At 70.6% G+C, this 20,563-nt stretch carries 23 protein-coding genes and 1 riboswitch; of the genes, 7 read left to right on the forward strand and 16 right to left on the reverse strand.

What is annotated here, in order from left to right; genetic code table 11:
- Positions 1-66 precede the first annotated feature (66 nt).
- On the reverse strand, positions 67-798 hold the full coding sequence (rph, locus tag ACH414_RS06985; protein WP_382535836.1) for a ribonuclease PH: 732 nt from the start codon (positions 796-798) through the stop codon (positions 67-69).
- Between the two features lie 99 nt (positions 799-897).
- Entirely contained in the window at positions 898-1,131 is a 234-nt protein-coding gene (locus ACH414_RS06990) for a glucose PTS transporter subunit EIIB (RefSeq protein ID WP_018105617.1), read from the reverse strand.
- Between the two features lie 246 nt (positions 1,132-1,377).
- On the opposite strand from ACH414_RS06990, the gene ACH414_RS06995 reads away from it, so the two are divergent.
- Complete coding sequence (locus ACH414_RS06995) at positions 1,378-2,679, forward strand: PTS transporter subunit EIIC (RefSeq protein ID WP_382535840.1); 1,302 nt, start codon at positions 1,378-1,380, stop codon at positions 2,677-2,679.
- A 255-nt stretch (positions 2,680-2,934) separates the two neighbouring features.
- Positions 2,935-4,200, forward strand: a complete 1,266-nt coding sequence (locus tag ACH414_RS07000) for a PTS transporter subunit EIIC (RefSeq protein ID WP_382535843.1) — start codon at positions 2,935-2,937, stop codon at positions 4,198-4,200.
- A 72-nt stretch (positions 4,201-4,272) separates the two neighbouring features.
- Here ACH414_RS07000 and ACH414_RS07005 read toward each other — a convergent pair whose 3' ends face one another.
- Positions 4,273-5,025, reverse strand: coding sequence for an MBL fold metallo-hydrolase (locus tag ACH414_RS07005; RefSeq protein WP_382535845.1), 753 nt, complete (start codon positions 5,023-5,025; stop codon positions 4,273-4,275).
- A gap of 201 nt (positions 5,026-5,226) precedes the next feature.
- Between ACH414_RS07005 and ACH414_RS07010 the strand changes: the two genes are divergently transcribed.
- Positions 5,227-5,748 carry a type II toxin-antitoxin system PemK/MazF family toxin gene (locus ACH414_RS07010; protein ID WP_382535848.1) on the forward strand — a complete coding sequence of 174 codons (522 nt, stop codon included), beginning with the start codon at positions 5,227-5,229 and terminating at the stop codon, positions 5,746-5,748.
- Between the two features lie 21 nt (positions 5,749-5,769).
- On the opposite strand, the gene ACH414_RS07015 is transcribed toward ACH414_RS07010, so the two are convergent.
- From ACH414_RS07015 to clpS, 10 genes are all read right to left on the reverse strand, one after another.
- Positions 5,770-6,720, reverse strand: coding sequence for a PLP-dependent cysteine synthase family protein (locus ACH414_RS07015; RefSeq protein WP_382535850.1), 951 nt, complete (start codon positions 6,718-6,720; stop codon positions 5,770-5,772).
- Positions 6,721-6,725: 5 nt separating this feature from the next.
- A complete protein-coding gene (locus tag ACH414_RS07020; protein WP_382535853.1) occupies positions 6,726-7,004 on the reverse strand; it encodes a MoaD/ThiS family protein in 279 nt (92 codons plus the stop codon).
- Between the two features lie 100 nt (positions 7,005-7,104).
- Positions 7,105-7,221 (reverse strand): putative leader peptide, encoded by a 117-nt coding sequence (locus tag ACH414_RS07025; RefSeq protein ID WP_338058663.1) that lies wholly within the window; start codon positions 7,219-7,221, stop codon positions 7,105-7,107.
- Positions 7,222-7,265: 44 nt separating this feature from the next.
- Positions 7,266-8,063: an ABC transporter ATP-binding protein gene (locus ACH414_RS07030; protein ID WP_382535858.1), complete on the reverse strand. Its 798-nt coding sequence runs from the start codon at positions 8,061-8,063 to the stop codon at positions 7,266-7,268.
- A complete protein-coding gene (locus ACH414_RS07035; RefSeq protein ID WP_382535861.1) occupies positions 8,060-9,088 on the reverse strand; it encodes a FecCD family ABC transporter permease in 1,029 nt (342 codons plus the stop codon). The genes ACH414_RS07030 and ACH414_RS07035 overlap by 4 nt, the downstream gene beginning before the upstream one ends.
- Positions 9,085-10,056, reverse strand: a complete 972-nt coding sequence (locus ACH414_RS07040) for an ABC transporter substrate-binding protein (protein ID WP_382535863.1) — start codon at positions 10,054-10,056, stop codon at positions 9,085-9,087. The genes ACH414_RS07035 and ACH414_RS07040 overlap by 4 nt, the downstream gene beginning before the upstream one ends.
- A gap of 62 nt (positions 10,057-10,118) precedes the next feature.
- A riboswitch (cobalamin riboswitch) is annotated at positions 10,119-10,193 on the reverse strand.
- A 37-nt stretch (positions 10,194-10,230) separates the two neighbouring features.
- Positions 10,231-10,656: a Mov34/MPN/PAD-1 family protein gene (locus ACH414_RS07045; RefSeq protein ID WP_382535866.1), complete on the reverse strand. Its 426-nt coding sequence runs from the start codon at positions 10,654-10,656 to the stop codon at positions 10,231-10,233.
- A 131-nt stretch (positions 10,657-10,787) separates the two neighbouring features.
- Complete coding sequence (locus ACH414_RS07050; RefSeq protein ID WP_382535869.1) at positions 10,788-12,224, reverse strand: amino acid permease; 1,437 nt, start codon at positions 12,222-12,224, stop codon at positions 10,788-10,790.
- Between the two features lie 332 nt (positions 12,225-12,556).
- The gene (locus ACH414_RS07055) at positions 12,557-13,141 is read right to left on the reverse strand and encodes a DUF2017 domain-containing protein (RefSeq protein WP_382535871.1); all 585 of its coding nucleotides are present in this window, start codon (positions 13,139-13,141) and stop codon (positions 12,557-12,559) included.
- A complete protein-coding gene (gene clpS / locus ACH414_RS07060) occupies positions 13,141-13,446 on the reverse strand; it encodes an ATP-dependent Clp protease adapter ClpS (RefSeq protein WP_352080754.1) in 306 nt (101 codons plus the stop codon). Before clpS ends, ACH414_RS07055 begins: the two co-directional genes overlap by 1 nt.
- A gap of 100 nt (positions 13,447-13,546) precedes the next feature.
- Here clpS and ACH414_RS07065 point away from each other — a divergent pair, with 100 nt between their 5' ends.
- From ACH414_RS07065 to ACH414_RS07075, 3 genes are all read left to right on the forward strand, one after another.
- Positions 13,547-14,875 (forward strand): nicotinate phosphoribosyltransferase, encoded by a 1,329-nt coding sequence (locus tag ACH414_RS07065; protein ID WP_386564705.1) that lies wholly within the window; start codon positions 13,547-13,549, stop codon positions 14,873-14,875.
- Positions 14,876-14,969: 94 nt separating this feature from the next.
- A complete protein-coding gene (locus tag ACH414_RS07070; RefSeq protein WP_382535878.1) occupies positions 14,970-15,566 on the forward strand; it encodes an isochorismatase family protein in 597 nt (198 codons plus the stop codon).
- A 233-nt stretch (positions 15,567-15,799) separates the two neighbouring features.
- Positions 15,800-16,141 carry a hypothetical protein gene (locus tag ACH414_RS07075; protein WP_382535881.1) on the forward strand — a complete coding sequence of 114 codons (342 nt, stop codon included), beginning with the start codon at positions 15,800-15,802 and terminating at the stop codon, positions 16,139-16,141.
- 136 nt (positions 16,142-16,277) lie between these two features.
- Here the strand turns inward: ACH414_RS07075 and ACH414_RS07080 are convergent, their stop codons facing one another.
- Both ACH414_RS07080 and ACH414_RS07085 read right to left on the reverse strand, forming a co-directional pair.
- Positions 16,278-16,580 carry a hypothetical protein gene (locus ACH414_RS07080; protein WP_382535883.1) on the reverse strand — a complete coding sequence of 101 codons (303 nt, stop codon included), beginning with the start codon at positions 16,578-16,580 and terminating at the stop codon, positions 16,278-16,280.
- Between the two features lie 146 nt (positions 16,581-16,726).
- On the reverse strand, positions 16,727-19,135 hold the full coding sequence (locus tag ACH414_RS07085) for an immune inhibitor A domain-containing protein (RefSeq protein WP_382535886.1): 2,409 nt from the start codon (positions 19,133-19,135) through the stop codon (positions 16,727-16,729).
- Positions 19,136-19,489: 354 nt separating this feature from the next.
- On the opposite strand from ACH414_RS07085, the gene ACH414_RS07090 reads away from it, so the two are divergent.
- Positions 19,490-19,810, forward strand: a complete 321-nt coding sequence (locus ACH414_RS07090; RefSeq protein WP_386564712.1) for a hypothetical protein — start codon at positions 19,490-19,492, stop codon at positions 19,808-19,810.
- A gap of 9 nt (positions 19,811-19,819) precedes the next feature.
- On the opposite strand, the gene ACH414_RS07095 is transcribed toward ACH414_RS07090, so the two are convergent.
- Entirely contained in the window at positions 19,820-20,506 is a 687-nt protein-coding gene (locus ACH414_RS07095; protein ID WP_382535891.1) for an RDD family protein, read from the reverse strand.
- Positions 20,507-20,563: the final 57 nt, after the last annotated feature.

Here is a 20,563-nt window from a genome sequence, read left to right on the forward strand (position 1 = left end):
CTGTGTGGCTGGACGGGGCGCACGGTTCGACCCGTGCGCCCGTATCCACACAGACGCGGGGGACCCTCAGAGAGTTCCTTCGAGCGCCTTGCGCTGGATCTCGGCGAGTTCGGCGCAGCCGCCGGAGGCGAGGTCGAGGAGGGCGTTGAGCTCCTTGCGGTCGAAGGGCTCGGCCTCGGCGGTGCCCTGGACCTCGACGAAGCGGCCGTCGCCGGTGCAGACGACGTTCATGTCGGTCTCGGCGCGGACGTCCTCCTCGTAGCAGAGGTCGAGGAGGGGGACGCCGTCGACGATGCCGACGGAGACGGCGGAGACGGTGCCGGTGAGGGGCTTGCGGCCGGCCTTGACCAGCTTCTTGCCCTGGGCCCAGGTGACGGCGTCGGCGAGGGCGACGTAGGCGCCGGTGATGGCGGCGGTGCGGGTGCCGCCGTCGGCCTGGAGGACGTCGCAGTCGAGGACGATGGTGTTCTCGCCGAGCGCCTTGTAGTCGATGACGGCGCGCAGCGAGCGCCCGATCAGACGGCTGATCTCGTGGGTGCGGCCGCCGATCTTGCCGCGGACGGACTCGCGGTCGCCGCGGGTGTTGGTGGAGCGGGGCAGCATCGAGTACTCGCCGGTGACCCAGCCCTCGCCGCTGCCCTTGCGCCAGCGCGGGACGCCCTCGGTGACGGAGGCGGTGCAGAAGACCTTGGTGTCGCCGAAGGAGACGAGGACGGAGCCCTCGGCGTGCTTGCTCCATCCGCGTTCGATGGTGACGGGGCGGAGCTGTTCGGGGGTACGGCCGTCGATACGAGACATGGGACGAGCCTAGCCGGACATGACGAAGGGCCCGTTCCCCTGCCGGAACGGGCCCTCGTCGATGCGGTCGTTCGCGTCAGCCGTGGCGTCGGCGACCGCTCACATCATGTCTTCGATGTCCGCGGCGATCGGGTCGGCGTCGGTGCCGATGACGACCTGGATGGCGGTGCCCATCTTGACGACGCCGTGGGCGCCGGCGGCCTTGAGAGCGGCCTCGTCGACCTTGGACGGGTCGACGACCTCGGTGCGGAGGCGGGTGATGCAGCCCTCGACCTCTTCGATGTTCTCGATCCCGCCGAGCCCGGCGACGATCTTCTCAGCCTTGCTGGCCATGTGTTTCTCCCTGTCCGTTCCGTTCAAAGAACGTGAGTCTCGGCGCACCGAAGGTCCGCTTTGTCACGGTAACCCACGGTTGGACCAGTCTCGCGAGCGAAGTCCGCCGTTCTGCCGAATGATGACGATCACCGGCGGCCTGCCCTCGATCGGCCCCGGGGAGCCTATCGCAACTGGTCTACACCAGTGTGAACGAGAGCCGCTCCCGGATCGTTCCGGGACCGCGTCGGGTCAGGGAGGACACCGATGAGCAGTACGAGCGCCGCAGCCGCACCGAAGAAGTCGCATTGGGGCGGCTTCTTCCAAGGGCTGCAGAAGATGGGCCGCAGCCTCCAGCTGCCCATCGCCGTGCTCCCCGCGGCCGGCATCATCGGGCGGCTCGGCCAGCCGGACGTCTTCGGCTCCGAGGGCCTCGGCTGGGACAACGTCGCCAAGGTCATGGCGGGCGCCGGCGGCGCGCTGCTCGACGCGGACCTGGGCCTGCCCCTGCTCTTCTGCATCGGCGTGGCGATCGGCATGGCGAAGAAGGCGGACGGCTCCACCGCCCTGGCCGCCGTGGCCGGATTCCTCGTCTACCGCGGCGTCCTGCACGCCTTCCCGAAGGACTGCCCGAGCGGCACCAAGGACATTAACGGCGGCTGCCTCGGCCCGGACGACACCTTCGCCGGGTACACGTACCAGAACCCGGGCGTCTTCGGCGGCATCATCATGGGCCTGCTCGCGGCCTTCTTCTGGCAGCGGTACCACCGGGTGAAGCTGGTCGACTGGCTCGGCTTCTTCAACGGCCGCCGACTCGTCCCGATCATCATGGCCTTCGTCGCGATCGGCTTCGCCGCGCTCTGCCTGTGGATCTGGCCGCCGATCGGCGACGGCCTGGAGAGCTTCAGCGACTGGCTGGTCGGGCTCGGTTCCTGGGGCTCGGGCATCTTCGGCGTGGCCAACCGCGCGCTGCTCGTCATCGGCCTGCACCAGTTCCTCAACGTGCCGGTCTGGTTCCAGTTCGGCTCGTACACCAAGCCGGACGGCACGGTGGTGCACGGCGACATCAGCATGTTCCTGGCGGGCGACCCCGACGCCGGCCAGTTCACCACCGGCTTCTTCCCGATCATGATGTTCGCCCTGCCGGCCGCCGCGCTCGCCATCACCCACTGCGCCAAGCCGCACCGGCGCAAGGTGGTCGGCGGCATGATGCTCTCGGTCGGCCTGACCTCGTTCGTCACCGGCATCACCGAGCCGATCGAGTACTCCTTCCTCTTCATCGCGCCGGTCCTGTACGCGATCCACGCGCTGCTGACCGGCGTCTCGATGGCGGTGACCTGGGCGCTCGGCGTTCACGACGGCTTCAGCTTCTCGGCCGGCCTGATCGACTACGTGATCAACTGGGGGCTGGCGACGAAACCGTGGCTGATCATCCCGATCGGCCTGGCCTTCGCCGTCGTCTACTACGTGATCTTCCGCTTCGCGATCATCAAGTTCGACCTGCCCACTCCGGGGCGCGAACCGGAGGAGCTGGAGGAGGAGATGGACCGGGACGCCACCAAGGCGTAGGCCCTTTCGGCCCCCCTTCCGCCCCTCCCGCAAGGCCCTCGGACCCCCCGGTCCGGGGGCCTTTTGTCGTCGCATGTCCGGCTATGGCTGAGCCCACAAAATTCGAAGGTTCCTTATCTAAGTCTCACGTGCTACAACTGGTCTACACCATTAATTGGTGTAGACCACGCGGTCCAGACCACCGCGTTCCACGAGACGCCGCCGTCACCCCCTTTCACTGTCCTCTGGCGGCGCCTTGCCTACTGGAGGAAGTTGATGAGTACGGCCACCGCCCAGGCCGCCGCTCCCGCGAAGAAGCGCGGATCCGGCCTGTTCCAGGGCCTGCAGAAGGTCGGTCGCAGCCTGCAGCTGCCGATCGCCGTGCTGCCGGCCGCGGGTATCTTGCTCCGTCTCGGCCAGCCCGACGTGTTCGGCAAGGACGGGCTCGGATGGGACAAGGTCGCCTCCGTGTTCGCCACGGCCGGCGGCGCTGTCTTCGACAACCTGCCGCTGCTGTTCTGCATCGGCGTCGCCATCGGCTTCGCCAAGAAGGCCGACGGCTCGACCGCCCTGGCCGCCCTCGTCGGCTTCCTGGTCTACAGCAACGTCCTCAAGGCCTTCCCGGTCACCGAGGCCGTGATCAACACGACCGCCAACAAGGGCGTCGACGTCGCCGCGACGTACAACAACCCGGGTGTCCTCGGCGGCATCCTGATGGGTCTGATCTCCGCCGTCCTGTGGCAGCGGTTCCACCGCACCAAGCTGGTCGACTGGCTCGGCTTCTTCAACGGCCGCCGCCTGGTCCCGATCATCATGGCCTTCGTCGGCACCGCCGTCGGCGTCGTCTTCGGCCTGGTCTGGGAGCCGATCGGCGAGGGCATCTCCAGCTTCGGCGAGTGGATGACCGGCCTCGGCGCCGGGGGCGCGGGTCTCTTCGGTCTGATCAACCGCGCGCTGATCCCGGTCGGCATGCACCAGTTCGTGAACACCGTCTCGTGGTTCCAGATCGGCGACTTCACCAACGCCGCCGGCGACGTCGTCCACGGCGACCTGAACCGCTTCTTCGCCGGTGACCCGAGCGCCGGAATCTTCATGTCGGGCTTCTTCCCGATCATGATGTTCGGCCTCCCGGCCGCCGCGCTCGCCATCGCGCACTCGGCCCGCCCCGAGCGCCGCAAGGCCGTCCTCGGCATGATGCTGTCGCTCGCGCTGACCTCCTTCGTCACCGGTATCACCGAGCCGATCGAGTTCACCTTCATGTTCATCGCGCCGGTCCTGTACGCGATCCACGCGGTCCTGACCGCCGTCTCGATGGCCGTCACCTGGGCCCTGGGCGTCCACGCCGGCTTCACCTTCTCCGCCGGTCTCATCGACTACGGCCTGAACTGGAACCTGGCGACCAAGCCGTGGCTGATCATCCCGATCGGTCTCGTCTTCGCGGCCGTCTACTACGTGGTCTTCCGCTTCGCGATCACCAAGTTCAACCTCCCCACCCCGGGCCGCGAGCCCGAGGAGGAGCTCGAGGACCTCACCAAGGCGTGAGCCCTCGCCCGTAGACGAGACAAGGCCCCGGAACCCGACGGTTCCGGGGCCTTCCCCGTGGCTGCGTACGGCTCAGATCTCGTACACCGCACCCGCGTACGCCAGCTCCGCCGGCCCCCCGTAGACCTCGCGGGCGTCCGCCAGGTTGCGGGCGCCGTCCGTCCACGGCGGGATGTGGGTCAGGACCAGGCGGCCCACGTCGGCGCGGGTGGCCTGGGCGCCGGCCTCGCGGCCGTTGAGGTGGAGGGCCGGGATGTCCTCCTTGCCGTGCGTGAAGGACGCCTCGCACAGGAACAGGTCCGCCCCGCGCGCCAGCTCGTCCAGCGCGTCGCACACCCCGGTGTCGCCGGAGTACGTCAGCGCGCGGCCCCCGTGCTCGACCCGGATGCCGTAGGCCTCCACCGGGTGGCACACCTTCTCCGTGCGGACGGAGAACGGGCCGATCTCGAAGGCGCCCGACTTCAGCGTCCGGAAGTCGAAGACCTCGCTCATCGCGCTCGGCGACGGCGTGTCCGCGTACGCCGTGGCCAGCCGCTGCTCCGCGCCCTCGGGGGCGTACACGGGGATGGCCTCGCAGCGGCCGCCCTCGTGGCGGTAGTAGCGCGCGACGAAATAGCCGCACATGTCGATGCAGTGGTCGGCGTGCAGATGGCTGAGGAAGATCGCGTCCAGGTCGTACAGACCGATGTGGCGCTGCAGCTCGCCCAGGGCGCCGTTGCCCATGTCGAGGAGCAGCCGGAAGCCGTCGGCCTCTACGAGGTAGCTCGAGCAGGCCGATTCCGCGGACGGGAACGACCCGGAGCAGCCGACGACGGTGAGCTTCATGGAGCGTGAACCTCCGTGGACGGGTGCGGGAAAGCGCGCGGAGAGGGGAGGTCGTGCGGTCTGTCGAGCGTAAGGCGCGGTACGGCCCGTCGCTCCTCCGTGGCGGCCCGTTGTGGGCGAACTCACGGGCTCTGTCACCGGTTCGGATGGATGGCGGGGCGCTCGGGCGGGGCGGACGGCCCGCCGGTACGGTCTTGAGGTATGGACACGTCGTGGTGGCCCGCGCTGGTCGCGGGCGTGGTGATCGCGTTGGTCGTCGCGCTCGCTTGGGGGTCGCCCGGGACGAAGTCGCGGCGGGCGGGGTCGGGGCGGACGGCGCCGGGCCGCCGGCCGTCCGGGCGGACCCGCCCGCCCGCTCGGCCCGCCAGGCCGGCCCCGCGCGGGAAGGCCCCGCGCGGCACGGCCCCCGCGCGGGTGCCGCGGGCGGGTGAGATCTGGTGGGCGGAGGTCCCCTTCGAGGACGGTCCGGGGGCCAAGGACCGGCCGTGCCTGGTCCTGGGGCTGCGCGGCGACAACGCGCGCGTCGTCAAGATCACCAGCAAGTACCACGACGAGCGCCCCGGAGTGATCGCGCTTCCGCCGGGCTCGGTGGGCGACGCGCAGGGCCGGCCGAGCTTCCTGGAGACGGACGAGCTGCGGGAGGTGCCGGTGGGGGACTTCCGCCGCAGAGTGGGAACGGCGGACCCGGTGGTCTGGGACCAGGTCCGCCATCTGGCGCGCTGAACCGCGGGGACGGTGCCGGGCTCAGGCCCAGAGCTGGTCCTGCACCGCCGCGATCGCCTCTTCCGTGGTCGCCGCCGTGTAGAGACCGGTCGACAGGTACTTCCAGCCGCCGTCCGCCACGATGAAGACGATGTCGGCGCTCTCGCCCGCCTTGACCGCCTTGTTGCCGACGCCGATCGCCGCGTGCAGCGCCGCGCCCGTGGAGACGCCCGCGAAGATGCCCTCCTGCTGGAGGAGGTCGCGGGTGCGGGTGACCGCGTCGGCCGAGCCGACGGAGAAGCGGGTGGTGAGGACGGAGGCGTCGTACAGCTCGGGGACGAAGCCCTCGTCGAGGTTGCGCAGCCCGTAGACCAGGTCGTCGTACCGCGGCTCGGCGGCGACGATCCGGACGTCGGGCTTGTGCTCGCGCAGGTAGCGGCCGACGCCCATCAGGGTGCCGGTGGTGCCCAGGCCCGCCACGAAGTGGGTGATCGACGGCAGGTCGGCGAGGATCTCGGGGCCGGTGGTGGCGTAGTGGGCGCCCGCGTTGTCCGGGTTGCCGTACTGGTAGAGCATCACCCAGGACGGGTTCTCGGCGGCGAGCTCCTTGGCCACGCGGACCGCCGTGTTGGAGCCGCCCGCCGCGGGGGACGAGATGATCTCGGCGCCCCACATGGCGAGCAGCTGGCGGCGCTCCTCGCTGGTGTTCTCCGGCATGACGCAGACGATGCGGTAGCCCTTGAGCTTGGCCGCCATGGCGAGCGAGATGCCGGTGTTGCCGCTGGTGGGCTCCAGGATGGTGCAGCCGGGGGTGAGCCGGCCGTCCTTCTCGGCCTGCTCGATCATGTGGAGCGCGGGGCGGTCCTTGACCGAGCCGGTGGGGTTGCGGTCCTCCAGCTTGGCCCAGATGCGGACCTCGTCCGAGGGGGAGAGCCGCGGCAGCCGGACGAGGGGCGTGTTGCCGACCGCCGCCAGCGGGGAGTCGTAGCGCATGTGGATCAGACCATGCCACCCGCGACCGCGGGCAGGATCGTGACGCTGTCGCCGTCGGTGAGCTTGGTGGAGATGCCGTCGAGGAAGCGGACGTCCTCGTCGTTCAGGTAGACGTTGACGAAGCGGCGGAGCTTGTCGCCGTCGACGATGCGGGCCTCGATCCCGGCGTGGCGGGACTCCAGGTCGGCGAAGAGCTCGGCGAGGGTCTCACCGCTGCCCTCGACGGCCTTGGCGCCGTCGGTGTAGGTGCGGAGGATGGTCGGGATGCGGACCTCGATGGCCATGGGGTGGGCTCCTGTCGGAAGGGGCGGGTGGCGTGCTGGGCGCGCGGCTCTGGCCCCCGCGCGGGGGGTCTTGCGGGTGAGTGCGCTCGGGCTCGGGCGTTCAGAGCGCGGCGCGCGGCGTACAGATCGCGCTGGCGAGGCGGCACAGGTCGACGTGCAGGCGCGCTACGAGCAGGGGTGTGCCCGGCGTCTCTTCGCTCACGTCGTGGGAAACCATGCGGTCATCGTATCGATTCCCGGTCCGGGTTCCGGAATGTGATCTCACATGACGGACAGTTTCCGACCAATGGACGGACGAGGGAGGTAGACGACCAGGGGCGTGCCCGTGGCCGGATGCGGGATGACCTCGGCTTCCACCCCGTAGACGGTCGACAGCAGCTCGGGTGTGAGCACCTCGCCGGGCGCTCCCTCGGCCACCACCCGGCCCTCCTTGAGGACGTACAGCCGGTCGCAGTAGGCCCCCGCCAGGGTCAGGTCGTGCAGCGCCAGCAGGTTCGTGGTGCCCAAGTCGCGCACGAGGGAGAGGACTTCCAGCTGGTAGCGGATGTCCAGGTGGTTGGTCGGCTCGTCCAGGACGAGCAGCGCCGGCTCCTGGACGAGGGCGCGGGCGACCAGCGCGCGCTGCCTCTCGCCGCCGGAGAGGCCGGGGTACGGGCGGTCGGCCAGGTCCAGGATGCCGACCCGGTCCAGGGCCTCGTCCGCCCGCGCCCGGTCCCGCTCGGTGTCGCCCTCCCAGAAGCGCTTGTGCGGGGAGCGTCCGAGGGCGACCAGCTCGCGGACGGTCAGCTCGAACTCGACGGCGCTCTCCTGGGGCACGGTCGCCACCCGGCGGGCCCGCGCCCGCGGCCCCAGCGCGTGGAGGTCGTCGCCGTCGAGGAGGGCGCGGCCCGAGGTGGCGGTGAGGGTGCCGTAGACGCAGCGCAGCAGGGTGGTCTTGCCGCTGCCGTTGGGGCCGACGAGGCCGACGGTCTCGCCGGGGCGGGCGACGAGGTCGGCGGCGTGGAGGCGTCCCTCGTACGAGAGGGACTCCACGCGCAGTTCGGTCGGGCGGGGGTTCATACGGGCGCTCCGTCCGCGCGGCGGCGCATCAGCCAGAGGAAGAAGGGGCCGCCGGTCAGCGCGGTGAGGACGCCGACGGGGATGTCCTGCGGCGCGGCGACGGTGCGGGCGGCCAGGTCGGCGAGGACCAGGGCGAGCGCCCCGCCGAGCGCGGCGACCGGCAGCAGGCGCCGGTGCGGGGCGCCGACGGCCATGCGGGCGGCGTGCGGGACCATCAGGCCGACGAAGCCGACGGCTCCGCTGGCCGCGACCATGACGGCGGTGACGAGGGAGGCGAGGACGAAGACGACCGCGCGGAAGCGGGCGGTGTCCAGGCCGAGGACGGTGGCGCCCTCCTCGCCGACGAGCAGCAGGTCGAGCGGGCGGGCGAGGGTGAGCAGGGCGCCGATGCCGAGGGCGAGGACGGCGGCGGGCAGCAGCAGGCCGTCCCAGCGGGCGCTGCCGAGTCCGCCGAGGGACCAGAAGAGGGCTTCCTGGAACTGCTCGGGCCGTCCGGCGAGGACCAGCAGCAGGGTGGTGAGGGCGGACAGGACGTACGAGACGGCCACCCCGGCGAGGACCAGCCGGGCGCCGGTCATGGTGCCGCCGCGCCGGGCCAGGGCGTAGACGAGGACGAGGGAGAGCAGGGCGCCCGCGAAGGCCCCGGCGGGCAGGGCGACGGTGGTGGTGACGCCGCCGACGATGCCGGCGCCGCCGCCCAGGACCAGCACGAGGACGGCCCCCGCCGAGGCCCCGGAGGAGATGCCGAGCAGGAACGGGTCGGCGAGCCGGTTGCGGACCAGGGCCTGGAGGACGGCGCCGACGACGGCGAGCCCGGCGCCGACGACCGCGCCGAGCAGCACCCGGGGCAGCCGGACGTCGAGCACGATCGTCCGGTACGGGGAGGGGCCGGCCCGCCCGGTCAGGGCGTCGAGGACCTGGCCGGGCGGGATGCGGACGGAGCCGAGCGCGAGGGCGGCGAGGACGGCCGCGGCGAGCGCGACGAGCAGTCCGGCGACGACGGAGGCGTGGCGGAGCCGGCTCATCGTGCGGCGGGGTGGAGCTGGGCGGCCAGCTTGCCGACGGCGGCGGGGGCGCGGACGCCGAGGACGGCGTCGGAGAGCGGCAGCACGGCGAAGCGGCGGTTCCTGACGGCCGGGACCTCGCGCAGGGCGGGGTCGTCGAGGAGGCGGCGCTTCTTCTGCTCGACGGTCGTGGAGCCGTAGTCGTAGATGACGATCACGTCGGGCCGCCGGGCGACGACCTGTTCCCAGGTGGCGTCGCCGAAGGTCTTGTCGAGGTCGGCGAAGACGTTGCGGCCGCCGGCGCGGGTGATCAGCTCGTTGCCGATGCCCTTGCCGCCGGCGGTGAACGCGGTCTTGTCGCCGCTGTCGTAGACGAAGACGGAGACGGGCCGGGTGCCCTTCAGGCGCTGCTCGGCGGCGGCGACGTCGGCCCGGGCCCGGCGGGTCCAGGCCTCGGCCCGGTCGGGCACGCCGAAGGTGCGGCCGACCTCGGTGACCTCGCGGTAGAGGTCGTCGAGGCGGGTGGCGCCGGTGGGGCAGTACTCGGTGTTGAGGCGGGAGTCGATGCCGGAGCGCTTGAGGTCGTCGCGGCTCCGGCCGGCCTTGGCGTCGAAGGCGGAGGCGTATCCCCCGTACACGAAGTCCGGGTTCGCGGCGAGCAGGGCCTCCTTGGAGGGGTACTCCCTGGCGAGGACGGGGACGCCGTCGTAGGCCTTCTTGTACGCGGGGAGGACGGCGTCGTCCAGGTAGGCGGTGCCGGCGAGGGACTTCTCCAGGCCGAGGGCGAGCATGATCTCGGTGACGTGCTGGTTCATGGTCACCGCGCGCTTCGGCGGGGCCTGGTAGGTGGTGGTCACCCCGCAGTTGGTGACGGTGTACGGGAAGCCGGGGGCGGCCTTGCCGCCGGCGGGGGTGCTCGCGGGCGCCGAGCAGGCGGCGAGCAGGGGTATCAGGACGGCGGCGGGCAGCAGCGGGCGGCGCCAGGACATGACGGGACGAGCCTCCTGACGGGGATCTCCACGTCCCCGGTCGGTGGTGGCAGGCGGCAGGTCAGTTCCTGGCTTCCGGCCCTGGTCGGGGGCCGGTCACAGTGGCGGGACCGTGCCGGATTCGCACCGGCTTCCTGGGTCCTGCCGCCCGTTGGTCCGGTCAGTCTCGCATGATCACTCGTAGGCCTCGACGATCTTGACCTCCTCCTCCGTCACGACGCCCTCGACGATCGTGAAGGAGCGGAACTGGAAGGGGCCGGCGCCGTCGGTGTCGGCGGTGGAGACCAGGACGTAGTGGGCGCCCGGCTCGTTGGCGTAGGAGATGTCCGTGCGGGACGGGTAGGCCTCGGTCGCCGTGTGCGAGTGGTAGACGATCACGGGCTCCTCGTCCCGGTCGTCCATCTCGCGGTAGAGCTTGAGCAGGTCGGCGGAGTCGAACTCGTAGAAGGTGGGCGAGCGCGCCGCGTTGAGCATCGGGATGAAGCGCTCGGGGCGGCCGCTGCCGACCGGCCCTGCGACCACGCCGCAGGCCTCGTCGGGGTGGTCCGCGCGGGAGTGTTCCACGATCTGGTCGTACAGGGCCCGGGTGATGGTCAGCATGCCGACAGGATAAGCAGACGGGCCGTTCCGTACCGGGGTTTGGTACGGAACGGCCCGCATGGTGAGACTTCGCAGGTCAGCCACGGTTCAGCCGGAGGCCGGCGCGAGGTCGGCGCGAGGTCGACCCGGGGTCAGACCCGCTTGGCGAAGGCCGCGCCCTCGGGGTTGCGGGCCTTGAGGACCAGATAGGAGACGGCGAGGATCAGGCCCCACACCGGTGCGCCGTACAGCGCGACCCGGTTGTCCTTGTCCATCCCCATGGTGACGATGACCATGACGAGGAAGGCGAGCGAGAAGACGCTGAACCAGATGCCGCCCGGTGCCTTGAAGGAGGACTGGGGCAGCTCGCCGCGGTCGGCCTTGGTCCGGTAGCGGATCTGGCAGATCAGGATGACGATCCAGGCCCACATGCCGGAGATGGTGGCGAAGGAGACGACGTAGTTGAACGCCTCGCCGGGCCACTGGTAGTTGATCCCGACGCCGACCAGCATCAGCCCGGCCGAGACCGTGGTGCCGACCAGCGGGGTGCCGGACTTGGTGAGCCGGGTGAAGACCTTCGGGCCCTGGCCGTTGAGCGCGAGGTCGCGCAGCATGCGGCCGGTGGAGTACATGCCCGAGTTGCAGGAGGACAGGGCGGCCGTCAGGACGACGAAGTTGACGATGGCGGCGCCGACGCCGAGGCCCATCTTCTCGAAGGCCGCGACGAACGGGCTGACGCCCGGCTTGAACTCGGTCCACGGGACGACCGACAGGATCATGATCAGCGCGCCGACGTAGAAGACGGCGATGCGCCACGGCACGGTGTTGATCGCCTTCGGCAGGACCGTCTTCGGGTCCTTCGACTCGCCCGCCGTCACACCGACCAGCTCGACCGCGAGGAAGGCGAACATGACCATCTGCAGGGTCATCAGCGTCGAGCCGATGCCGTTCTCGCCGGCGAAGAAGCCGCCGAGGTCCCACAGGTGGGTGACGGAGGCGGTGTCGCCGGCGTCGGAGAAGCCGAGGGTGAGGATGCCGGCGCAGATCAGGATCATGCCGACGATCGCGGTGACCTTGACCATGGAGAACCAGAACTCCAGCTCACCGAAGAGCTTCACGGAGATCAGGTTGGCGCCGTAGAGGATCACGGTGAAGACCAGGGCGGAGAGCCACTGCGGGATGTCCCACCAGTACGTCATGTAGGTGGCCGCGGCGGTGACCTCGGTGATGCCGGTGACGACCCAGAAGAGCCAGTACGTCCAGCCGGTCACGAAGCCCGCGAAGGGGCCGATGAACTCGCGGGCGTACTCCGAGAAGGAGCCCGACACCGGTCGGTACATGAGGAGTTCGCCGAGCGCCCGCATGATGAAGAAGATGACGAGGCCGGCGATGGCGTAGGCGAGGATCAGGCTGGGTCCCGCGATCGAGATGCCCTTGCCCGCGCCGAGGAAGAGGCCGGTGCCGATGGCGCCGCCGATCGCGATCATCTGGATCTGGCGGGCACCGAGTGCCCGGTGATAGCCCTCGCCCGAGGCGGTGTCCGCGGCCTCATTGCCGTCGTGCTGCTTGTCGACCTGCACTGAGGTCATGGTGGTGCGCCTTTCTCCATGCCGATCCGCGCGACTGCGAGTGCGTCTGCCGCGGATCAGGTCCTGATCCCCCCGGATATGGATGGAGTGCTACCGGCGGTCAGCCGGCCCAAGCGCCCTCGGGAACAGGGGTGGCGTGCCCGAGTGGTCGTGAAGATTTATCACGGCGTTCACAGTGATCCGCCCGGGCCCAAGTGACGTGCGCCACACGAAAACAGGAAGGAAAAGGAACCAATAGGACAAGTCGGGCAGTTGAATAACGTATTCGTTATCCGGATTTGAGCGTCCGCTGAGCGAACACCGTCCGAAGGGTGGACAGTGCCGGGCAGGCCCTACGGCATCAGCGTCTCGACGAGCGACTCCTGGAGCGCCCCGAGCCACAGGTACGCCATCACCATCGGCTTGCGCGGGTCGGAGTCGGGCAGCCGGTAGAGCCGCTCGCTCTCGTCGTCGTCCTCGACCTCCAGCCGGGTGCCGATGGTCAGCCGCAGGTCGTTGAGCGCGCCCAGCCAGGCCCTGGAGTCGTCCGGGGCGAGCTTGAGGACGGCGCCGCTCTCGCCCGCCGCGTCCGCGGAGAGGGCGTCGAGGCTGCGGACCACGTGGAGGGCGTCCTCGCGCTTGCGGGCGCGCAGGTCGTTCTCGGTGTAGCGGCGGAAGTCGGCGGCGGCCTGCCGCAGCTCGTCGCTGTCGTCGCCGTACGCGTCCGGGAAGAGCCGGCGCAGCGCAGGGTCGGAGGGCGGCTCGCTCGGCCCCTCGGCGAAGAGGGCGGCCAGCGGGTCCTCGCCCTCCACGGGCTCGTCGCCCGGGCCGATCAGCTCCATGAGCTGCACGGCGAGCGAGCGGAGGATGGAGATCTCGACCTCGTCGAGCGCGACGGCGGCACCGCCGCCCGGGAGCGCCTCGAAGCGGCCGGCCATCAGCCGCGGTCCTGGGAGAGGGTCGCCCACAGCCCGTAGCCGTGCATCGCCTGCACGTCCCGCTCCATCTCCTCGCGGGTGCCGCTGGAGACCACCGCGCGTCCCTTGTTGTGCACGTCGAGCATCAGCTTGTGCGCCTTGTCCTTGGAGTAGCCGAAGTACGCCTGGAAGACGTAGGTGACATAGCTCATCAGGTTGACCGGGTCGTTGTGCACGAGGGTCACCCAGGGCACGTCGGGTTCGACGACGGCGGAGACCTCCTCGGCCGATTCGGTCCGTTCGATCTCGATAGGCGCAACGCTCACTTACCCCATGCTGCCACCCTGACCGGCCAGCCGCACAAACGGGTCACCTACGGCGCGCCCCTATTCGTCAGAGTGACGAATACTGCGGTAGCATCCTCCTATGAACGCTGCGGACCTTGGGCTGCCGGTGGACGTTCCGTCGACGGCGCTCTTCACCGACCAGTACGAGCTGACGATGCTCCAGGCGGCCCTCCGGGCCGGCACCGCGGACCGCAGGTCCGTCTTCGAGGTCTTCACCCGCCGGCTGCCCGAGGGGCGGCGCTACGGCGTGGTGGCGGGCATCGGGCGGGTCCTGGACGCCGTGGAGAACTTCCGCTTCGACGCCGGGGTGCTCGGCTTCCTGCGCGAACGGGGGATCGTCGACGAGCCGACCCTGCAGTGGCTCGCCGGCTACCGCTTCTCGGGCGACATCTGGGGCTACCCGGAGGGCGAGGTCTACTTCCCGGGCTCGCCGGTGCTGCGGGTCGAGGGCTCCTTCGCCGAGTGCGTGCTCCTGGAGACCGTGATCCTGTCGATCCTCAACCACGACTCCGCCATCGCGGCCGCCGCCTCCCGGATGTCGGCCGCCGCGGGCGGCCGGCGGCTCATCGAGATGGGCGCCCGGCGCACCCACGAGCTCGCCGCGGTCGCCTCCTCGCGCGCCGCCTACGTGGGCGGCTTCGACTCCACCTCCGACCTGGCGGCCGGCTTCCGCTACGGCATCCCGACCGTCGGCACCTCCGCGCACGCCTTCACCCTGCTGCACGACACCGAGCGCGACGCCTTCCGGGCCCAGGTCGACTCGCTGGGCAGCGGCACCACCCTCCTGGTCGACACCTACGACGTGGCCGAGGCCGTCCGTACCGCCGTCGAGGTGGCGGGTCCCGGGCTCGGCGCGGTCCGGATCGACTCCGGCGACCTGCTGCTCGTCGCCCACCGGGTGCGGGCGCAGCTCGACGAGCTGGGCGCCCGGGACACCAAGATCGTGGTCACCTCCGATCTCGACGAGTACGCCATCGCGTCGCTCGCGGCGGCGCCGGTCGACGCGTACGGGGTGGGCACCCAGCTGGTCACCGGCAGCGGGCACCCGACCTGCTCGATGGTCTACAAGCTGGTCGCCCGGGCCTCCTCCGCCGACCCGAAGGCCCCGCTGATCCCGGTCGCCAAGAAGTCGGTCGGCGGCAAGGCCTCCATCGGCGGCCGCAAGTGGGCCGCCCGCCGCACGGACGCCGCCGGGATCGCCGAGGCCGAGGTCGTCGGCACCGGCCCCGTCCCGCCCGAGCTCGTCGACCGGCAGCTGCTGGTGGAGCTGGTCAAGGGCGGCGACGTGGTGGCCCGCGAGCCGCTGGAGGCGGCGCGGTCCCGGCACATCACGGCCCGGGCCGGGCTGCCGATGTCCGCGATCCAGCTGTCCCGCGGCGAGCCGGTGCTGCCGACGGAGTACGCGTAACGCCCCAGAGCGCCCCCTCCCGCGCGGAGGGGGAAGTCTCTAGGCTCGAAACGCTCGAAACCCGACCCCGGCCCCTTCGCTAAGGACACCCGCCATGCACCGCGCATTGATCGTCGTGGACGTACAGAACGACTTCTGCGAGGGCGGCAGCCTCGCGGTGGCCGGGGGCGCCGACGTCGCCGCCGCCATCACCGACCTGGTCGGCCAGGCGGCGGGCTCCTCCTACCGGCACGTCGTCGCCACCCGCGACCACCACGTCGACCCGGGCGCGCACTTCTCGGAGCGGCCCGACTACGTCGACTCCTGGCCGCGGCACTGCGTGGCCGGAACCGAGGGCGTCGGCTTCCACCCGAACTTCGCGCCGGTGGTGGCGAGCGGCGCCATCGACGCGGTCTTCGACAAGGGCGCCTACGAGGCGGCGTACAGCGGCTTCGAGGGGCGCGAGGAGAACGGGGTCCCGCTGGACGAGTGGCTGCGCGCCCGGGACGTCACGGAGGTCGACGTGGTCGGCATCGCCACCGACCACTGCGTCCGGGCCACCGCCCTGGACGCGGCCCGCGCGGGCTTCCGCACCCACGTGCTGCTCGACCTGACCGCCGGGGTGGCCAAGGAGACCACCGAGCGCGCGCTGGAGGAGCTGCGGACGGCGGGCGTGGAACTGACCGGCAAGCCGGTGGTCACCGGGGCCTAGGGCGCAAGCGCGCGAGGAGCGGGTCGCCTCCGGCCGCCTGGGGACCACCGTCCGGCGAATCCCCAGGTCAGAGCCCCTTCGGTGGCACCCGAGGGAACCCTCGGGTCGGCACCGCGGCGTCACCCGAACGGACGCGTCCGAATGGCCGTACGCCATCCGGCGACCCTACGGTCGGTGCAGATCTCGGTCCGGATCCCGGTGCCGAGACAGGGGGCCCGCTAGGGAGGTCAACCATGAACCGACTTCGCACGCTGGCCGTCGCGGCCGCACCCGCGGCACTGCTGATCGGCCTGGCGTCTCCGGCTTCCGCCGCACCCGCCCCGCAGGCTCCGGCGGCGCCGGCCGCCGCCTGCTACAAGCCGGGGGCCGACCAGGTCCTCACCGCCCAGCAGGGCATCGAGCTCGCCAGCGCCTGCAAGTCCAAGAAGGAAGCCTCGTGGCACTGGATGGGCAACTACGGCTCGGTGTACGACGTGGTCAACGTCGCGAACAGCAGGGGCGTCGGCCCCGGCGAGCTGGTGACGATTCCGAATCCCAGCGGTGGCGGCCTGATCCCCACGTTCATGTACTACTGATCGGGCGTGCCGGAGGCGACGCGGGGCCGGGTCGAGCCGCCGACGCGGCCGGTCCGGCCTCGGCGCGGCTGCCGGCCTTCCCGGCCTGTCCGGTCCCCCCGGTTTCCCGGCCCTCTCAGCCTCCTCCCCCGCCCTTCTAGGCGGCGGGCTCCTTCGGGAGCGAGCGTATGGAGTGCCAGAGCTCCTGGGCGGTGATCCGCCACAGCAGCCCGTCCGGGTGGTGCAGGACGGCCGTGATCTCGTCCGGGGTCGGGGGCTCGGTGTTGCCCCTCAGATAGACCGCCCGCAGGCCCAGGTTCCGCAGCCGGGTCAGGGCGCGGGCTCGGTTCGCGGCGTGCACCAGGAAGCGGACGGTGGCCCCGTCGCCGGCCGGGCTGGGCAGCCCTATGGCGACGACGACGCTGCCTCCGGGCAATCTGCAGAACCCTCCGTTGGGCATGCGGAACCACTCCCCCGTGGAACGACTGTCAATAAGGTCGGGCGGCGCGAGGCCGTAAGACGCACCTAAACACGATCGGCCGCCGCCCGCTAGAGGGCGACGGCCGATCATGGCCTGACCTGCGACGATGTAAAACTAGTTCGTCACTACTTCACCGAGGGACCCACCTGGACCGTGATCGTCTGGCCGTCGGCCGGCTCCTTGACGACCTGGATCTTGGTGTTGGTGTCAGTTACCTGGACACCGGCGCGCGCGGTCTCCTTGAACCAGTACACGCCCTTGTGGTCGTCGAATACCGGGTTGCCGGCCTGGGACGGGACCCAGGTGGCGACGCCCTTGTTGTGGAGCGCGAAGCCGTCCGTGCGGGAGAGGCTGAACGGCGAGTCGTACGCCTGGACGCGGGCGCGCATCAGCGTGCCGTCCGACCACTTCAGCGGGCTCGGGTGGGCGTCGATCGGGAGGACGCGGCCGACACCCGGGTGCTGGGAGGTGTTGTTGTCCTTCTGGGACAGGTCCCACTTCCAGATGAGCAGGCCGTTCTGGTACGGGTAGTGCTCGACCCAGCTGGCCTTGTCACCGGTGAAGCCGAAGTTGTACGGGCCGACCTTGAGGGTCTTGTCGTACGAGACGTACTGACGGTTCTCCGCGATGTAGTACTGCTCGTACTCCTTGGCGAAGCCGCCCGCGATGCGCGAGAAGCCCTTGGCGACCCAGCCGTTGTCACCGTTCTCGGCGTTGTCCGAGAAGACGGCGGCACCGTCCGCGGTCAGCGTGATGGCGTCGGCGGTGAAGCCCTTGCCGCCCGCGCCGCCGTCCGTCTGGTAGCGGAAGCGCAGGTCGAACTTCTTGCCCGCGTAGGCGTCCAGGCCGTACACCAGCTTCTGGTGCGCGCCGGAGGAGCCGGTCAGGGCCGGGGCGCCGGAGGCGTCCTTCTGCAGGGCCTTGCCGTCGGCGGTGCCGTCGAGGGCGGTCCAGTTGGCACCGCCGTCGGTGGAGACCTCGGCGTACAGGTAGTCGTAGTCCTGCTCGATGTCCCACCAGCCCTGGAGCTCCAGGGAGGCGGCGCTCTTGCCGGTCAGGTCGACGGAGCGGGTCAGGGTGTTCTTGAGGTCGTCACCCATGTTGCTCCACCACTGCGTGGCGCCCTCGGCGGGAGCCACGACGTCGGTGGTGACCGTCTTCTTCGGCAGCTCGACGACGAGCGCCTGCGGGTTCTTGGTGTTGTACTCCGAGACGCCCAGCTTGTGGGTGGTCTTGGTGCCGCGCTGCCAGTCGTTGACCTTGGCGTAGTTCAGCCAGCCGAGCTGCAGCTTGTCCCACGCGGTCATGTCGCCGGGCAGGTCGCCGATGGCGTCCTTGCCGGTGCCGAGCCACGAGCCGGAGGACATGAGGGTCCAGAAGCCCGTGGAGTTCTCGCCGCCGGAGGTGTCGTAGTGGTCCGGCAGACCGAGGTCGTGACCGTACTCGTGGGCGAAGACGCCGAGGCCGCCGTTCTCGGGCTGCATCGTGTAGTCGCCGACCCAGATGCCGGTGTCGCCGATCTGGGTGCCGCCGGCCTTGTTGTTCGCCGGGCCGGTCTTGCCCGCGTTGGTGCCGTAGGCGTACCAGCGGTGGGCCCACAGGGCGTTGGTGCCCTCGGCGCCGCCGCCGGCCGACTCGTCCTCGCCCGCGTGGACGATCTGGAAGTGGTCGATGTAGCCGTCGGGCTCGTTGAAGTTGCCGTCGCCGTCGAAGTCGTAGCGGTCCCACTGGTCGTACTGCGCCAGGTCCGCCTTGATCTGGGCGTCGGTCCGGCCCTTGGCCTTCTGGTCGGCCGCCCAGGCGTTGACGCCGTCGCGGACGGTGTCCCAGACGTTGGCGCAGTTGTGGTCGCCGCAGTAGTTCGAGCCGTAGCGGGCCTCGTTGTACGGGACCTTGACCCAGTCCGAGACCTCGCCGTCGACCGAGTAGCGGCCGGAGGAGGTGCGCTCGTAGAAGGTCTTCAGGGAGTGCTTCGGCTGGCCCTTGGCGTCCTTGCCGGTGCCGAAGTACAGGTCCTGGAAGTGCTGCTGGTTGTAGTCCGCCTGCCAGGCCGTGGAGTTGTCCTTGGCACGGTCGGGCTTGGCTATGCGGTTGTGCAGCGGGCCGGGCTCGCCGCCGTACTTCGGCTTGAGCTCGTCCGTGTCGTCGTCCTTGCGGTCGACCAGGGTCGTGTTGTCGACCTGGTCGCCGAACTCGACGAGGATGGTGAAGATCTTGTCGGTCTTCTCGCGGCCGAGCTCGACGTACTTCTTGTTGTCGAGCTTGACCACCTGCGAGCCGTTGCGGCTCTCGACCTTGGTCTCGCCGTTCAGCACCTGCTCCAGGGCAGCCTCGCGCTGCTGCTCCTGCTGCTTGCTGAACGGGCCCTCGAGGTCGTGGTCGACCGTCGTCTTGTCGACGGTCTGCGCACCGGCCACCGGAGCACTGCCGTGATTGTCGGCCCAGGCGGTGGTGAAGGTCGAGGCGGTCGCGGCGGTGGCCGCGAGCGCCACGACGACTGCGGACGCTCGGATCGCCCGTCGTCTGTTGGTCACTTGGATTTGTCCTCCCCGGCGCTCCTCGCCACGGACCGGTGTGGGGTGTCCGTTCGGCGGTACGCGCGCGTCACAAGTGACGACATTCGACCGGAGTCGGAAGAGAAAAGACAGATCTTGACTTGAACAGACCAACTGCACTATGTAGGAGTGCATTTCCGATAGTCGGACGCGGGCACAAGGGGTCCCCGGGACCGGGCGGGGCGTCGGGCGGGCGACGGACGGCGCATCGTGCGCCCCTGCGCCCCCTGTGCATCCGCACCGTGGGTTAGGTCACGCTTACTTCCGGTTCCGCTCGGGCATCCACCGTCGTAGAGTCGCCCATTGCCACTCGCCCGAGGGACGGTACCCGTCATGCAGCGTCCGAACGCCGCACAGTCCGCCTACGGTTCGGCCACCGTCGTACTCGCGACGGTCGCCCTGCTGCTGCTCTCCGGCACCACCACCACGCTCGGCATCGCGGCGATCTGTGCCGCGGGGCTGATCCTCGGGGTGCTGGTGGCGGTGACGATGCCGGTACGGACGCGGCCCGTCAAGCCCTCCGACGCCGGGCCCTCAGGGGAGACGGTCGGGGAGGCGGGCAGGGAGACGACCGGGGGCACCGGCGGGAACGAAGAGATCCGGGTGCCGGCCGCGCCCGTGGGCGCCGGGGCCGATACCCGGATCCGTTCGTAGCTCCCCCGCTCACTGCGGGACCGAGACCACCACGGTCTTGGCCGCCTTGTCGTGCAGACCCTGCTTGTAGGGCTTGTCGACCAGGATCAGGATCAGCAGGAGCAGCGGCCACAGGCAGGCGCAGCAGATCAGCGCGGGCAGCCACAGCACGACCGCGCGGATGAGCGCGGCGTTCATCGGCGGTGTGGAGCCGTCGTTGAGCATCGCGACCCGCAGCTTCATGAGCTTCTTGCCGAGGGTCTGCCCGCCCTTGGCGGTCATCACCGTGTCGTAGGCGACGTACGCGACGATCGTGATCAGCTGGAAGGCGAGCTGACCGCCGCCGTTGAGGCTGTTGACGGTGGCGTCGAAGTTGTCGTCGTCCGTGACGCGCTGGTAGATGTCGAACGGGATGCCGATGATCGCCAACGGTACGGCGATGATCAGCCAGTCGATGATCCGCGCGGCGATGCGCCGCCCCGAGTCGGCGAGCGGCGGCATCCCCGACAGCGGGTCGGTCCCGCCGTACCCACCGCCGTAGCCGCCGTAGGGCGGGGGCGGGGGCGGCATGCTGTCGTACGGGTTCCCCGGCGGCGGAGGTCCCGGCGGAGGCCCTTCGGGCGGGGGGCCGCCGGGCGGGGGTCCCGGCGGACGCTTGGCGAACGGGTCGTCTTCGGGCGGCTGACCCGGGGGCGGCGGCGGCTGGTCGTTGCTCATGGGGGCAGTGCACCCCGGGGGCCGGAGCCCCGCAAAAGATCGCCGCCCGTTCGGGGG

The organism is Streptomyces sp. NPDC020422 (assembly GCF_044386705.1).
In the GTDB taxonomy this organism is placed as follows: Bacteria; Actinomycetota; Actinomycetes; order Streptomycetales; family Streptomycetaceae; genus Streptomyces.